The sequence below is a fragment of the Gordonia insulae genome (assembly GCF_003855095.1).
Lineage (GTDB): Bacteria > Actinomycetota > Actinomycetes > Mycobacteriales > Mycobacteriaceae > Gordonia > Gordonia insulae.
Genome location: NZ_CP033972.1, coordinates 4,579,060 through 4,592,868, shown reverse-complemented (window position 1 = coordinate 4,592,868; position 13,809 = coordinate 4,579,060). Strand labels below are relative to the sequence as shown.

Below are 13,809 nucleotides of genomic sequence, written 5' to 3'. Positions count from 1 at the left end.
GAATCACCGCAGTTCGTCGACGATCTCGGCGAGTGCGTCGACACCGATCGGTCCCGGCTGATACAGGCAGATCCGGTCCGAGACGCCGTCGACCCGGTCACGGATGTGTGCGGCCACCTCCTTCGGGGTACCGCAGGCGGCGATGGTGTGCAGGATCTCGTCGTCGATGAGGGTGGCCATCTCCTGCCAGCGTCCCTGTTTGGACATGGTGTTGAGTTCGGGCTGCAGATCACCCCAACCGTGGGCGTCGAGCACCGGTCGATACGCCGGCGTGGAACCGTAGAACGCCAACAGCATTCGGGTCGAGGTATGGTCTGTGTCGGCGCCGGGGTCGACCGACACGATGATCTCGGGCACCACCTCGAAGTCGTCGGCACTCCGTCCGGCGGCGGCCAGTCCCTCTCGCACGCACGGCAGCGTCGTCTCGTGTAGAAACCGCTTCGAACCGAACGGCATCACCAGCAGTCCGTCGGCCACCTCAGCGGTCGCCCGGGTCATCCTCGGCCCCAAGGCCCCGAGATAGATCGGCGGCGGCCCGTACGGATTCGGCCCCGGGACAAACGTCGGCGTCATCAAGGTGTGGCGGTAGTACTCGCCGCGGAAGTCCAGCCGTTCACCGTCATTCCAGGTAGCGAAGATCGCACGGAGCGCCCCCACCATTTCCGTCATCCGCGCGACGGGGTGGTCGAACTCGGCGCCGTAGCGCTTCTCGATCTGCGCGCGCACCTGCGTGCCCAGCCCGAGGATGAACCGACCCTCGGACAGGAGTTGGAGATCGTTGGCCTGATGGGCGAGCTGGATCGGGTTGCGTGGAAACGCGATCGCGACGTTGGACATCACGTCGAGACCGTTGACCGCCGACGCCGACACCAGCGGGGTGAACACATCGTGCGGACCCTCGAACGTGAACACCCCGGAGGCGCCGGCTTCCTGGAGTGCTGCGGCGCGTTCGACCGCGCCGGTGGGACTGAACAGCGCTGTCATGATCTTCATGTCGTCGCCCCTAGCCCGCCACATCGGTCCAGTCGGCGAATCCCGACGGATGGTGCGGGCCGATGACACCGTGCTCGAACAGGCCCGCACCCTCGCGGGTCTGTCCGTCGGGTTCGGTACACACCGCTGTGCCTACATGGTCGATGAGGCTGAACGGCGCTCGGGCCATGACCTCGGGGTCGGTGAGATCGAATGTGACGCGTTCGGTGAACGCCCCGTCCTTCCAGGTGCCGTGCGCCCAGGAGGAGTCACCTCCGTAGCCCGAACCGAATGCGATGGGTGCGAACAGCTTCGACTCGACATCGAGTTGAATCCGATCGCCCGCACGGTTCATGAACTCGACGTGGGCGCCGTGGGGGATCCTGGTGCCGGGCGTGTAGTGGATGGTGACCCGTACCCCGTCCAATTGTTCGACGCGGCCGTCGCGCCAGCGGCGGGTGCAGTCGTAGAGGCTGCGGCGGCCGTCCGGATCCTCCTGCAGGATCAGGAACAGTTGATAGTCGTCGAAGGCCAGTGGCAGGTACAGCCACCACATACCGCGGAATGACGTATCCGGCCGGCCGGCCGGTTCCGCGTCGCCGACCGGCCGGATTCCCCAGGATCGATCTCGGCTCGCCACACTGGTGTCATGATCGACGTTCAGCCGCTCGCCGTCGACGTCGATCCAGCCCTGCCATGTCCCGACCTGCGCAAAGCGGCTCGCCTGCAACGTCACCCGACGCTCGGTCACCATGTGGTGCGGCTGCTCGAGGGATGCGGGGAACAGCCCACGCCAGGTCAGGTCGGCGGAGATGCCCTCGGTCTCGGCCAGGGTCAGGTGCATCTCCTGCAACGGTTCGACGACGTCGAGACGGTAGCCGTTGACGTGCTGGTGCAGGCGGTCGTCGTCGATGGCGTCGCTCAGGTGCACCGCGGTCTGGGTGTCGCCGCGACGGACCACGAAGTATGCGTCCTTGACGCCCAGGCGCGGGTAGTAGCCGATTCCGGTGAGCGCCATGAAACGACCGCCCCGATCGAGCACGTTGAAGTACGACCGGTCGTAGAAGTTCCGATCCGAGGTCGCCGGCCAACTCACCGGTGCCGGCGTCTGATGAATCGGATACTCGTCGAGCGGGCTCAGCTTCACAGACTCTCCCTCAAATACGATGCATGCTGTATTGGTATTACGATGACCTCATGACAGCAGAAAGCCCCGACGATGGCAATAGGTCCACCCCGTCGCCGGGGCGGCCCCGTGACGGCCGCATCGATGCCGCGATCATCTCGGCCACCCGAGAGTTGATCGTCGAGACGGGCTACTCGGCTCTGTCGCTGTCGGCGATCGCCGCCCGCGCCGGGACCACCACGGCCGCGATCTACCGGCGATGGTCCGGCAAAGCGCAACTCGTCCACGAAGCGGTGCTGTCGGCCGAGTCGATTCCCGCGCCGGACGGGTCCGGTGATGTGCGCGAAGACATCCGGGCACTCGTCGAGACAGTGCGCGCGATGTTCGACAGCCCCGAAGTCCGGTTGGCACTACCGGGTCTGATCGCCGACACCGTCGCCGATCCCCAGGTCCACACGATGATGATCGCGAGATTGGCCGGCAACCTGACCGCTTTCGAATCCCGATTCGGTCAGGGCCGCCGCGACGATGACCAACTACCCATGCTTGCCGAAGTCGTCGCAGGCACCGCGATCTTTCGCATCCTCATCCGCCACGACGCGGCCCTCGACGACACCTGGGTGGACGAGATGACCGAGTTGATCACCGAGCGCTGGCCTCACCCGACCGCGTGATGTTCGGTGTCGATCTGGTCCTGACTGGCCGCCCAGGACGCCAGCAATGTGAGGCCGTCGGCTGTGGGTGTGCCGGCCGCGGCGGTATAGATGTTCAGGTACAGGCCGGGTTCTGACGGCAGTTCCATTCCCTCGAAGTCGAGGTCGAGTTGCCCGACGATCGGATGGTTGAGCCGCTTGCGTCCGCTGCGATGGAACCGGACGTCCTGCGATGCCCACCGTTGTCGGAAGAGTTCACTGCGCGTGGACAACTCACCGACGAGTTGGATCAGGGCCTTGTCGTTCGGGTTTCGCCCGGCCTCGAGCCGGAGCATCGCGGCCGCATCTCTCGCGATCTGGTCATAGTCGACGAAGAACGCCTCCGCCTCCTCCGGCTGGAGGTACACGAAACGAGTCGTGTTGGCGGGGCGCCGAGGGTCGGCGAGCACGGGTGAATAGAGTGCGCGCGCAAGTTGATTCATCGCGACGATGTCGTGACGTCCGTTGCGCACCCAGGCCGGCGCGTCGGAGATGGCGTCGAGTACCTGCTGAATGGCCGGGCGAACCGTGGAGGCGGGAGTCCGCGCACGACGCGTCCCCGCACCGGTCTGCGACTGCCGGGCAAGTGCATAAAGGTGATCACGTTCGGCTTCGTCGAGCTGCAGGGCGTCGGCGAGCGAGGCGAGCACGCTGTCCGACGCACCTGCCAGACTGCCGCGTTCCATCCGGACGTAGTAGTCGACCGAGACCCCGGCGAGCATCGCCACCTCCTCACGGCGCAGTCCCTTGACGCGACGGTTGCTGCCGTAGGCCGGCAGCCCCGCCTGATCGGGGGTGATGCGTGCGCGCCGCGAGCTCAGGAACTCGCGGATCTGAGTGCGCAGGTCGGTGGTACCCATGTATGCCAGGGTAGGCACGATGCCGCAGGCCAGGGAGGTACTGGCAGTACCCGGAACGATGGTGACTCCCCGCGCTCGCGTGATCGCGGTCGACTGGGTGTCATGAAAGCGACTTACATGTACGGCGCGGGCGACGTCCGCGTCGTCGACGTACCCGATCCGAGCATTCAGCAGCCGACCGACGCTCTGGTGCGGGTGGTCCGCGCCTGCGTCTGCGGCAGCGACCTCCACCCCTACCACTCCATGCCGGCCACCCCGGGCGGTTCGCCGATGGGCCACGAGTTCATCGGCGTCGTCGAGGCCGTCGGCGCCGACGTCACAACACTGGGCGTGGGGGACTTCGTCATCTCACCGTTCGCCGTTTCGTGCGGGACGTGCGAGTTCTGCCGCGCCGGGCTGCAGACATCCTGCCTGCACGGCGGCTTCTGGAGCGACGCCGAGCTGGGTACGGCCGGCGCCCAGGCCGAAGCGGTTCGTGTCCCACTCGCCGACGGGACCCTGGTGAAGGCACCGATCGACGAGACCGCCGACGACGCATTGCTGGCCTCACTGCTCACTCTCTCCGACGTGTACGGCACCGGCTGGCACGCCGCTGTGCGCGGCGGCGTGACCACCGGCAGCACGGTCACGGTGATCGGCGACGGTGCTGTCGGCCTGCTCGCTGTCCTGTCGGCCCGCCAGCTCGGCGCCGGGCAGATCATCCTGATGGGCCGTCACCAGGTGCGGACCGACCTCGGGCGCGAGTTCGGCGCCACCGACGTCGTCGCGGCCCGTGGCGATGAAGGCATCGAGCAGGTCCGCGACCTGACCGGTGGGCTCGGCAGCCACATCGTCTTGGAGGCCGTCGGGCATCGACCGGCCTACGACCAGGCGCTCGGCGCCGTCCGTGCCGGCGGCGTCATCAGCCGGGTGGGTGTCCCGCAGTACGACGAGGCACCGGTCGGCTTCGGCTCGCTCTTCGGTCCCAACGTCACCCTGACCGGCGGACCCGCACCGGTCCGGTCCTACATCGACCAACTCCTCCCCGCGGTGCTCGACGGCAGCGTCGTGCCGGGCAGGGTGTTCGATCGGACGATGACCCTCGACGAGACGCCCAAGGCGTACTCGGCGATGGATGCCCGCGAGGCGCTCAAGGTCGCGGTCCGTCCGTGACCGTCCGAGGAATCAGGAGCGCAGCGAGCGGGCCCAAGACCACCGGCGCCGGGAGCGAAGCGAGCGGGCCGAGAGCTACCGCCGCGATCCTGGCGATCATCCTGATCAGTTACTTCATGGTGTTGCTCGACAACTCGGTGATCTTCACCGGGCTGTCGAGCATCCGGGACGGCCTCGGCCTCACGCCCACCGCGCTCTCCTGGGTGCAGGATGCCTACACGCTGGTGTTCGGTGGACTGCTGCTGTTGGGCGCGCGTGCCGGTGACCTGGTCGGTCGTCGCAGGCTGTTCACCGCGGGTCTGGCGATCTTCGGTGGCGCATCCTTGCTGATCGGGCTCGCGCCCAGCGGCGAGTTCATGATCGCCGCCCGCGCGCTCCAGGGCGTCGGCGCAGCCGTCGTCGCACCGACGTCGCTCGCCTTGATCGCCGCATATTTCGAAGGTGAAGCGCGGAAGAAGGCCGTCGCCTGGTACGCCGCGACGGCCGGGATCGGCGCGAGCCTCGGTCTGCTCGTCGGCGGTGCGCTCACCGATCTGGTCTCCTGGCGGGCCGCCTTCCTGATCAACGTGCCGATCGCGATCGCGATGATCGTCGGCGCGCGGTTGGTGCTGACCGAGACACCACGCCGACGCGGCAACTTCGACGTCATCGGCGCGGCCTGCGCCACCCTCGGCATGGGTGCCCTCGTCTTCGCGGTCATCGAATCCGCCGAGTACGGCTGGACGTCCTCGCGGGTGATCGTCGCGCTGGCCGTCGGCGTGGTCCTGCTGACCGTCCTGGTGGCCAACGAGTCGCGCGCCAGGCAACCCATCATGCCGTTGCGGCTGTTCCGCAGTCGTGAACGCAGCGGCGCCTATGCGGTGCGGTTCCTCTATCTCGGCGCGATGATCGGGTTCTTCTACTTCACCACCCAACTGCTACAGGACGGGTTGGGTTTCACTCCCTTCCAGGCCGGTCTTGCGTTCCTGCCGATGACGGCCGTGAATTTCGCGGTGGCGCTCGCCATCCCACGACTGAGCAGGCGTCATTCCAACAGCCTGCTGTTGTTCGCCGGGATGATCGGCTCACTGGCGGGCATGTTCTGGCTGAGCCGTGTCGGGCCAGGTGACACCTACCTGTCGGCGGTCGCGCTGCCCATGGTCCTGATCGGCGCGGGGCAGGGCCTGGTGTTCGCGCCGTTGACCAACGCCGGTATCGCAGGGGTCGACGCGTCTGATGCCGGCGCGGCGTCGGGACTGCTCAACACCGCCCACCAACTGGGTATGGCGTTCGGCCTGGGCATTCTTGTCGCGATCTCTGCCGATGCCGGGGATGGGCTCGGTGGCGCCGCGTCGGTCACCCACCGCGTCGGGGTCGCGCTCACCGGTGGCAGCATCCTGCTCGCGGTCGCATTGGCCGTCGTCATCCTCGTCCTGATGCCGACAGCGCGTTTCCGGGTCGGCCGGATCAGGCCTCCGGTTCGAGACGAAGCGTGACGCCGACGCCGTGGGGCGCGACCACCGTGCCGACGATCTTCTGCCCGTATCGGTCGTACTTGTCGTGATATGCGGCGTCCAGGGTCGGGTGCACATCTTCGGCAGGTTCGACAAAGGTGACATCCTTCTCGACTCCGCCGGCCCGGATCTGCCCTCGGCCGCTGGTCAACGCACGTCGGTACCATCCGTTCTCGCGTCCGTATGCCGACCGGATGTAGATGTTGTCGCCCGTTCGCACCACCCAGATCGTGACGAACGGCCGCAGCGTGCCATCCGAGCGGTACGAGGAGACCTGCAGTTCGTCGGCCTCGCCGATCCGGTTGAGTTCGTCGTCGGTCCAGGTCATCGTCGACAATCCTTCCGTTGGTGTAGTCCACAAGATAGGCCCGTCAGCGCAACCGTGGGAGGTACTGCCGGTACCTGGCCCGGTGGACACTCCTCCAGACTTCCCGAGCGGCGTAGCGTGAAACCCATGGCGATACCCCAGATCGAACTGAACAATGGAATCCACATCCCGGCTGTGGGTTTCGGTGTGTACCAAACCCCTCCCGAGGAGACGACGACCGCGGTGCAGACTGCGCTGGACGTCGGTTACCGGCACATCGACACCGCTGCCGCATATCTCAACGAGGCCGGCGTCGGTGAGGCGATCCGCCGTTCCGGCATCGCTCGCGACGAGTTGTTCATCGAGACCAAGGTCTGGATCACCGACTACGGCTACGACGCCACTTTGCACGCCTTCGACAAGGCGGCGGGCAAACTCGGCGTCGAGCAGATCGATCTGCTGATCCTCCACCAGGCCCTGCCGGGCGAGTTCAACCTGACCGTCGATGCGTACAAGGCGCTCGAACGCCTTCTCGCGGACGGGAAGGTGAAATCCATCGGCGTCAGCAACTTCATGCCGGATCATCTCGCGCAACTCCTCGACGCGACATCGGTGGTGCCGGCGGTCAACCAGATCGAGGTGCACCCCTACTTCCGACAGTCCGCGCTGCTCGATGTCGATGCCGAGCACGGCATCCTGTCGCAGGCATGGTCTCCGATAGGCGGCATCACCTTCTACCGCGACGGCTCCCACGGCTCCACGCTCGAAGATCCGACGATTCTGAAGATCGCTGCCGCACATGGCAAATCGGCTGCCCAGGTGATGCTGCGCTGGCACCTTCAGCAGGGTCGGCAGGTCATTCCCAAGTCCGTGACACCGTCGCGGATCGCGGAGAACTTCGACGTCTTCGACTTCGAACTCACCGCAGATGAACTCGCCGCCATCGACACGTTGGACACCGGTGTCCGTGGCGGACCCGAACCCGAGGTCATGACCCGCGAACGGTTCGGCCTCGAAATCCCCGAAGCCTGAGGGTTCGGTAAGCCGTCCTCGCGCCATCCTCCCTCATGGGCTCGTCGGCCCGAGGCGGCAGAGGGCTGCGGTGGCGAAGACGACGAGCCCACTGATCCCGAACGCGACCTGGGCGGAGAAGGCGTCCGCGCTGCCACCCAGCACGGCTGCCGCGAGAGGCCGCGATCCGACGAACCCCACCATCCACAGGGCCATGACTCGTCCACGCAGTTCGTCAGGCGCGCGCTCCTGGACAACCGTACTCAGGCCGGTCATCGCGCTTCCGAACCCGAGACCGGCTGCACCGAAACCGATCACGGTGACGATCAGGCCGGGCGCGACCGCGACGGCCGCGCTCCCGGTCGCCAGCAGGAGGAGCCCGATGAAGGCCGTTGTCGACGCGCCCAATCGTCCGCGGAGGGCTGCCAACACCGCCAGCGCGAGCGCCGCACCGACACCGAACGCGGCTGACAGTTGCCCGACCAACTGTGCTCCACCCCCGACCTCGGCTGCCATCGACGGCGCCAGGGTGATGGCCGGGTCGGACGCGAAGCCCACGGCGGCAACGCCGATGAGAGCGAAGAGCAACGGTCGGTCGTGCCACACGTATCGGAGGGCGGCGCGGACTCGAAAGTCCTGGCCGGACGCCTTCGGTTCGGGTCTGGGGAATCGCACCATGGCGAGTACGGCGACGAAAACGCTGTTGAGTGCCGCGCTCACGGCAAATGCCCACGCCGGACCGAGGTGTGCGGCGATGAATGCCCCGATCACCGGTCCCACGATTCTGCCGACGGTCATCGGGACCGAGTTGAGTGCCATCGCCGTCGGCAGTTCGCCGGGTCGGATCAAGCTCGGGACGATCGACTGCATTGCCGGCCCGCCGACCACGAAACCGACTCCGACCACCAAGGATCCGATCAGCACAACGGCTGTCACCTGCGGTCCGCCCGTGGGCCGAAGGCAGAACAACAGAAGGGCCACGGTACCGGAGCCCAGGATGCAGAGCACCCGCCCGATCATGATCTGCCGGGCCGGATCACCCCGATCGGCCCACGTGCCGCTCAGCGGACTCAGGAGCAGTTGCGGGCCGAACTGGACGACACCGACGAGGCCGACCATCAACGCCGAGCCGGTCGCATCGAAGACGACCAGCGCGGCGACGAGGCTGTGCGTCCACACTCCGACGACGGAGAAGATCTTCGCCCAGAACAGTGAGCCGAACTGGCGGTCGACGAGGAGCCGCAGAGGCCCACGCGCCGGTGCAACGGGATGCGCCTCGACACGCGCCGTCATGCGGACGGGTCGCGTTCCAGGTCGACCGAGAGGCGCCCGAGGAGCTCGATCAAGGTTTCGACGTCGCGGTCAGACCATTCCTGCACAGTCTCCGCCATCATCTCGTGACGTCGACGGGTGATGTCGCGCAATTCTTTTCGGCCTGTCTCGGTCAATGCCAGCACGCAGCGACGTTGATCGTTCTCGTGGGAGTGCTTGCTCAACAGTCCACGCGAGACAAGTCCGGCAACTGTCCGGCTCGCCGTCGAGTGCTCGACGGCCATGTAGTCGGCGACGTCTCTCACAGAAGCGCCACTCTCACCCGCGTGCTGTTCGACGGCGCGGAGTGCGCGGACGGTCGCCAGCGAGTCCACCATTTGCTGGCCGGCGAAGAGGCGGCGGCGCCAACCGGGCAGCTGGCGGGCGCGATGAATCCTGCTCAGCAGATCATCGAGCGAGTTCGCGTTCACAGAGGAGACCGGCATATTTATATGTGTAGCACATACATATGAAGATCGGAAACACAGTATGGCTGGTGATGTAGTTCACCCAAGCCTGGAAGTTGCTGCACTGGAACAGTTTTGACCCGCTCGGTACGTATCATCGACTTCACGTGGTTTATGGACGCACAGCCGTGGGCAGCCTGGCGACGTACGCACCCCAACCATCGAGAAGGGAGCGCTTCGACGATGACGGTTTCCACCACCACCATCCACCAGCAGCTTCGTGCACTACTCGCACTCACCCATGCCGAGATCCAGGTCGCGGAGACCAGGCAGGCACAGGCCCGCACAGACGCGATCCGCGCGGAGTTGGCCGGCAACGCCCAGAAAGGGCGTGAACGGGCCGCGAGGATCCAACGCGCACTACGCGACCGTGACGGCCTGGTCGACGTGGTTCGCCCGGTACTGGGCCGCATCGGCACAGCACTGAAGACGGCAGTCGAACAGGCGCAGCCCCTCGACGAGGCGCTCCTGGGTGATCTGGCGCTCGAACAGCAATTGGTCGGCCGAGCCAACTATCTGAAGGCACTCGCGACCGCGGAAAAAGACACCGAACTGATCGAGCTCGCCGATCAGCTCGTCGCGGCGCACACCGAGACGGTCGAGTGGATCACGATCGTGCTGGCCGAGGAGGCCCTCGGCGGCCCGGCCGCGCTGCGCCGCAGCCCGACCCAATGGGCGAGCGGACTGGCGACCAGGGCGATCACGTTGCCGGCGGTCGTGACGTCACGCGGGATCGACCGCGCCGCCGACGCGCTGCGCCAGGTCCCGGCCTCGGTGTCGGCGCTGCGCAACCGTGTCGGGGACGCGGTGGAGGACGCCGGAGACAGTGCCGCCCGCGCCGGTGCGGCGGTCACCAACGCCGGTCAGGCAGCGGTCACGACAGCCGCAGCCGGGCGTGATGCAGCACTGGAGGCCATCGAGGACAGCGCCCGAGACAGCGGAGCATCGGGTGTCGCCGATGCCCTGCACCAGGTCCGCGAGGCGACCGGCATCGTCGAGCCCGAGGAACTGCCGATCGAGGACTACGCCGATCTCAACGTCACCGAAGCGGTTGCCGCGGTCAAGGAACTGGACGAGCCCGCCGACATCCGTGTGATCCTCGCTTTCGAGGAGGCGCACAAGGACCGGCAGCGCGTGGTCTCCGCGGCCGAGGCGCGCATCGCCGAGATCGCCAAGGACGTGGTTGGCATCCGCTGACCTGACCCAGCCATGCCGAACCAGCAACGATCGCCGTCACCGTGAACCGGTGACGGCGATCGTCGCGGTTCACCCTCGTCTGGTCTTCTCCTGTAGCCGCTCGACCTCCTCGGTGGCGGCGATGGGGGTACTGGCGATACCGGGAAGAGCCATCACTGCCAATCGGCCACGAAAGCGTGTGAACTGGCGGTATGACTCACCCGTCCACGACACCTCGTCATCAATGAGATCCTGTTGCGGCCGGCAGACCAGTTGGGCTAGAAGACAATTCTGACCACGAAAGGTGACTCGATGACAACTTGCTCATCACCGGATGCTCGTCCGGACTCGGACGCGCGCTGGCCGAAGCCGTTCTGGCGCACGGCGACAATGCGGTCCTCACCGCCCGTAACGTCTCCTCGGTCCACGATCTCGTGGGCGCCCATCCCGACACCGCGCTTGCCGTCGCGCTCGACGTCACCGACGACGACCAGGTGGCAGCTGCCGTCTCCGCCGCCGAGGAACGTTTCGGCGGCATCGACGTCCTCGTCAACAACGCGGGATACGGTTACCGCGCCGCTGTCGAGGAAGGCGAGAACGGTCCAGTGGAGCAGCTGTTCGACACGCACGTGTTCGGTACGGCGCGAACCATCAAGGCCGTGCTGCCCGGCATGCGAGCCCGCCGGTCCGGCACCATCATCAACATCTCCTCGATCGGTGCCAGGATGTCGCCGGCCGGCTCCGGTTACTACTCCGCCGCCAAGTCCGCCGTCGAGGGCATGACGCTATCGCTGCGCAGAGAGGTTGCCCCGCTGGGCATCCGGGCGATCGTCGTGGAGCCGGGGGCATTCCGCACCGACTTTGCCGGCCGGTCTCTCACGCAGTCCGCGGAACCCATCGCCGACTACGCCGACACCGCAGGCAAACGACGGATCGAGAACGACACCGTGCACGGCACACAGCCCGGCGACCCCGCCAAGGCAGCGGCCGCACTGATCACGGTCGCCGAATCTGCCGATCCTCCCTACTTTCTACCGCTCGGCAGCGACGCCGCGGCGGCCGCCGTGCGCAGCTCACTCGACGCGCTCGCCGTGGACATCGAGAAGTGGGATCGGCTCACCCGCAGTACCGATTTCGACGAGTGACCCGGGAACTGCAGCTGGCGCGTCACCCCATTCTGTAGCAGAGTGCTACGATGTGTTACACCCTGCTACAGAACGGCACGCCATGACCAGAGCCGCGGACAAGGTCACCCGCGTCGACGCCGACCTCGTCGACAGCGCGATCGCCGAAGGCCGTCGTCAACAGCGAACCGGACGACAGCAACTCGAGTACTGGGCGCGCGTCGGCCGCGCACTCACCACCCACGAGTCCGCGTCACTGAGGCGCGTCCAGGCCGCGCTGTCGGGAGCCATACCGACAACCGACCTCGGGGGCGACGAAGGCCGCGCGTTCAACGCCCAGATCCGCGCCCGGGTGAGCGAGGATCTGGCCACGGCGGACTACCGACGCGAACTCTCCGCGAGTGGAGTCACCACCGTGTCGCTCGATGAGGCCGGCCGGATCGTCGAACACCTGCCGGACGGGACCACCCGAGTCCTCGACGACGAGTGAGGCGCCTGGATCTGGTGATCGGCCCGAACGGCGCCGGAAAGTCGACGTTCGTCGAGTACACCCTCGCTCCCCTGTTGCCGGGGAGCGTCTTCGTCAACGCGGACCTCATCGCGCGCCGACGCTGGCCCGAGGAGGCCGAGGCACGCTCCTACGATGCCGCGCGAATCGCCGCGGCGACGCGGGAACGGTTGATCGACGACGGGCGCTCGTTCATCGCCGAGACCGTGTTCTCGCATGAATCAAAGCTCGAGCTGATCGACCGAGCACATGCAGCCGGGTACTTTGTCGTGCTCCACGTCCTGCTCGTCCCCGAGGCTCTTGCGGTCCTGCGAGTCGCCTACCGACAATCGGCGGGCGGGCATTCGGTGCCAGAGCACAAGATCCGCGCCCGCTACCGGCGGCTCTGGCCGCTCGCCGCCGATGCCGTTCACCGGACCGACGAGGCGACGGTCTACAACACCGCGCTCGACCGGGCTCCCACCATCGTCGCCGAGTTCACCCAAGGGGTGCTCGTCGGAGCCGCCAGGTGGCCCGAGTGGGCGCCTGGCGAACTCGTGAGGCTCGGATGAGAAGCCGCAGCCACCGGTATCACGTGCGGATCACACGCACCGGTCACCCCGACCGGACGGTTATCCGATCCCGACCAATCGCTCCGAGGCCTCCCACAGCCCATCGATGAGCTCGCGCCTGTGCGCCTGCCGGTTCTGGGGCCCGTTCGCCTTGTGGCGACTGAAGTAGACGCCGTTGATCGCGGGATCGGTGCCGCGGTTCGCCAGGGCGATGAGCGGTTCGGCACCCTTGTCCGGGGTGATGGTCGCGAGCTTCTTCAGTGGCGTGCGGTACAGCAGGCCGACGAAGAACGAATCCCGTCCGAAACTGGTCGCGACCGGACCGGGATGCACTGCGGCGGAGATGATCCCGTCTTCCTTCCAGCGGTCCGCGATACCTCGGGTGAACAGGATGTTCTCCAGCTTGCTCGTTCCATAGCAGCGCAGTTCGATGGCACGACGACGCTCGAAGTCCAGATCGCTCAGATCGACGCTTCCGGCGAGGTTTCCGATACTCGCGGTGTTCACCACCAGCGCACCGCCCTCGGCGGCGAGCTTGTCACGCAGCAGATTGGTCAGCAGGAAGCCACCGAGATGGTTGATCTGGAAGTTCGGTTCGTGGCCGTCCGAGGTCCGCTGCTTCGGGTCGAAGGTTCCGCCGGCATTGTTGAGCAGCACGTCGATGCTGCCGACCCGCTCCCGGATCTCGTCGGCGAGGCGACGCACGTCGTCGAGCTTCGCGTAGTCGGCGATCAACGCGGTGGCCCCGGTCTCGTCGGCAACCGCCGTGGTCTTTGCGGTCGAGCGACCCACGATGACGAGGTCGACATCCGGGCCGGCCAGTTGCCGCGCGGCTACCGCGCCGATCCCGTCACTGGCCCCGGTGATCACGATGGTTCGTCGGTTTGTCACGAGTTCAGTCCTTCTGTCGGTGGCCGTCGACGACGCGTCGTCGGTACGGGTAGTCGACACCCACTCTTACAGGTTGTGCTGCGACGGTATGCGGGCGACGACTCGTCGCGGCCCCGCCCATTGGCATGTGCGCCATACATATGTAGGGTACACAGCCCGAGGAGGGTT

15 protein-coding genes are annotated in these 13,809 nt (G+C 66.6%); 8 read left to right on the top strand and 7 right to left on the bottom strand.

Annotated elements, in window-relative coordinates:
• Window positions 1-3 precede the first annotated feature (3 nt).
• Both D7316_RS20960 and D7316_RS20955 read right to left on the bottom strand, forming a co-directional pair.
• Entirely contained in the window at window positions 4-993 is a 990-nt protein-coding gene (locus D7316_RS20960; RefSeq protein WP_124709971.1) for a TIGR03617 family F420-dependent LLM class oxidoreductase, read from the bottom strand.
• Window positions 994-1,003: 10 nt separating this feature from the next.
• Window positions 1,004-2,119 (bottom strand): hypothetical protein, encoded by a 1,116-nt coding sequence (locus D7316_RS20955; protein ID WP_124709970.1) that lies wholly within the window; start codon window positions 2,117-2,119, stop codon window positions 1,004-1,006.
• Window positions 2,120-2,169: 50 nt separating this feature from the next.
• On the opposite strand from D7316_RS20955, the gene D7316_RS20950 reads away from it, so the two are divergent.
• Window positions 2,170-2,772 carry a TetR/AcrR family transcriptional regulator gene (locus D7316_RS20950; protein WP_124709969.1) on the top strand — a complete coding sequence of 201 codons (603 nt, stop codon included), beginning with the start codon at window positions 2,170-2,172 and terminating at the stop codon, window positions 2,770-2,772.
• Here D7316_RS20950 and D7316_RS20945 read toward each other — a convergent pair.
• Window positions 2,757-3,650 carry a helix-turn-helix transcriptional regulator gene (locus D7316_RS20945; RefSeq protein WP_124709968.1) on the bottom strand — a complete coding sequence of 298 codons (894 nt, stop codon included), beginning with the start codon at window positions 3,648-3,650 and terminating at the stop codon, window positions 2,757-2,759. The two genes, D7316_RS20950 and D7316_RS20945, sit on opposite strands and share 16 nt — an antisense overlap.
• A gap of 102 nt (window positions 3,651-3,752) precedes the next feature.
• On the opposite strand from D7316_RS20945, the gene D7316_RS20940 reads away from it, so the two are divergent.
• The gene (locus D7316_RS20940) at window positions 3,753-4,802 is read left to right on the top strand and encodes an alcohol dehydrogenase catalytic domain-containing protein (RefSeq protein WP_124709967.1); all 1,050 of its coding nucleotides are present in this window, start codon (window positions 3,753-3,755) and stop codon (window positions 4,800-4,802) included.
• Window positions 4,799-6,277, top strand: a complete 1,479-nt coding sequence (locus D7316_RS20935; RefSeq protein WP_232017002.1) for an MFS transporter — start codon at window positions 4,799-4,801, stop codon at window positions 6,275-6,277. Before D7316_RS20940 ends, D7316_RS20935 begins: the two co-directional genes overlap by 4 nt.
• On the opposite strand, the gene D7316_RS20930 is transcribed toward D7316_RS20935, so the two are convergent.
• Window positions 6,249-6,623 carry a DUF2255 family protein gene (locus D7316_RS20930; protein ID WP_124709966.1) on the bottom strand — a complete coding sequence of 125 codons (375 nt, stop codon included), beginning with the start codon at window positions 6,621-6,623 and terminating at the stop codon, window positions 6,249-6,251. The genes D7316_RS20935 and D7316_RS20930 overlap by 29 nt on opposite strands.
• A 126-nt stretch (window positions 6,624-6,749) precedes the next feature.
• Here D7316_RS20930 and D7316_RS20925 point away from each other — a divergent pair, with 126 nt between their 5' ends.
• Window positions 6,750-7,634 (top strand): aldo/keto reductase, encoded by an 885-nt coding sequence (locus D7316_RS20925; protein WP_124709965.1) that lies wholly within the window; start codon window positions 6,750-6,752, stop codon window positions 7,632-7,634.
• 33 nt (window positions 7,635-7,667) lie between these two features.
• Here D7316_RS20925 and D7316_RS20920 read toward each other — a convergent pair whose 3' ends face one another.
• Together D7316_RS20920 and D7316_RS20915 are read right to left on the bottom strand one after the other, a co-directional pair.
• Complete coding sequence (locus D7316_RS20920; protein ID WP_124709964.1) at window positions 7,668-8,906, bottom strand: MFS transporter; 1,239 nt, start codon at window positions 8,904-8,906, stop codon at window positions 7,668-7,670.
• Entirely contained in the window at window positions 8,903-9,370 is a 468-nt protein-coding gene (locus D7316_RS20915) for a MarR family winged helix-turn-helix transcriptional regulator (protein ID WP_124709963.1), read from the bottom strand. The genes D7316_RS20920 and D7316_RS20915 overlap by 4 nt, the downstream gene beginning before the upstream one ends.
• A gap of 204 nt (window positions 9,371-9,574) precedes the next feature.
• On the opposite strand from D7316_RS20915, the gene D7316_RS20910 reads away from it, so the two are divergent.
• From D7316_RS20910 to D7316_RS20895, 4 genes are all read left to right on the top strand, one after another.
• On the top strand, window positions 9,575-10,588 hold the full coding sequence (locus tag D7316_RS20910) for a ferritin-like domain-containing protein (protein WP_124709962.1): 1,014 nt from the start codon (window positions 9,575-9,577) through the stop codon (window positions 10,586-10,588).
• Between the two features lie 299 nt (window positions 10,589-10,887).
• Complete coding sequence (locus tag D7316_RS20905) at window positions 10,888-11,712, top strand: oxidoreductase (protein WP_124709961.1); 825 nt, start codon at window positions 10,888-10,890, stop codon at window positions 11,710-11,712.
• A gap of 82 nt (window positions 11,713-11,794) precedes the next feature.
• Window positions 11,795-12,181, top strand: a complete 387-nt coding sequence (locus tag D7316_RS20900) for a TA system antitoxin ParD family protein (protein ID WP_124709960.1) — start codon at window positions 11,795-11,797, stop codon at window positions 12,179-12,181.
• Window positions 12,178-12,750 (top strand): zeta toxin family protein, encoded by a 573-nt coding sequence (locus tag D7316_RS20895; RefSeq protein ID WP_124709959.1) that lies wholly within the window; start codon window positions 12,178-12,180, stop codon window positions 12,748-12,750. The genes D7316_RS20900 and D7316_RS20895 overlap by 4 nt, the downstream gene beginning before the upstream one ends.
• 60 nt (window positions 12,751-12,810) lie before the next feature.
• Here D7316_RS20895 and D7316_RS20890 read toward each other — a convergent pair whose 3' ends face one another.
• On the bottom strand, window positions 12,811-13,641 hold the full coding sequence (locus tag D7316_RS20890; protein WP_124709958.1) for an SDR family NAD(P)-dependent oxidoreductase: 831 nt from the start codon (window positions 13,639-13,641) through the stop codon (window positions 12,811-12,813).
• Window positions 13,642-13,809 lie beyond the last annotated feature (168 nt).

What these genes read in the sequence shown, in the direction of transcription:
- D7316_RS20960 (WP_124709971.1), bottom strand. Translation starts at nt 993, where the DNA reads ATGAAGATCATGACAGCGCTGTTCAGTCCCACCGGCGCGGTCGAACGC.
- D7316_RS20950 (WP_124709969.1), top strand. Translation starts at nt 2,170, where the DNA reads ATGACAGCAGAAAGCCCCGACGATGGCAATAGGTCCACCCCGTCGCCG.
- D7316_RS20945 (WP_124709968.1), bottom strand. Translation starts at nt 3,650, where the DNA reads ATGGGTACCACCGACCTGCGCACTCAGATCCGCGAGTTCCTGAGCTCG.
- D7316_RS20940 (WP_124709967.1), top strand. Translation starts at nt 3,753, where the DNA reads ATGAAAGCGACTTACATGTACGGCGCGGGCGACGTCCGCGTCGTCGAC.
- D7316_RS20930 (WP_124709966.1), bottom strand. Translation starts at nt 6,623, where the DNA reads ATGACCTGGACCGACGACGAACTCAACCGGATCGGCGAGGCCGACGAA.
- D7316_RS20925 (WP_124709965.1), top strand. Translation starts at nt 6,750, where the DNA reads ATGGCGATACCCCAGATCGAACTGAACAATGGAATCCACATCCCGGCT.
- D7316_RS20920 (WP_124709964.1), bottom strand. Translation starts at nt 8,906, where the DNA reads ATGACGGCGCGTGTCGAGGCGCATCCCGTTGCACCGGCGCGTGGGCCT.
- D7316_RS20915 (WP_124709963.1), bottom strand. Translation starts at nt 9,370, where the DNA reads ATGCCGGTCTCCTCTGTGAACGCGAACTCGCTCGATGATCTGCTGAGC.
- D7316_RS20910 (WP_124709962.1), top strand. Translation starts at nt 9,575, where the DNA reads ATGACGGTTTCCACCACCACCATCCACCAGCAGCTTCGTGCACTACTC.
- D7316_RS20900 (WP_124709960.1), top strand. Translation starts at nt 11,795, where the DNA reads ATGACCAGAGCCGCGGACAAGGTCACCCGCGTCGACGCCGACCTCGTC.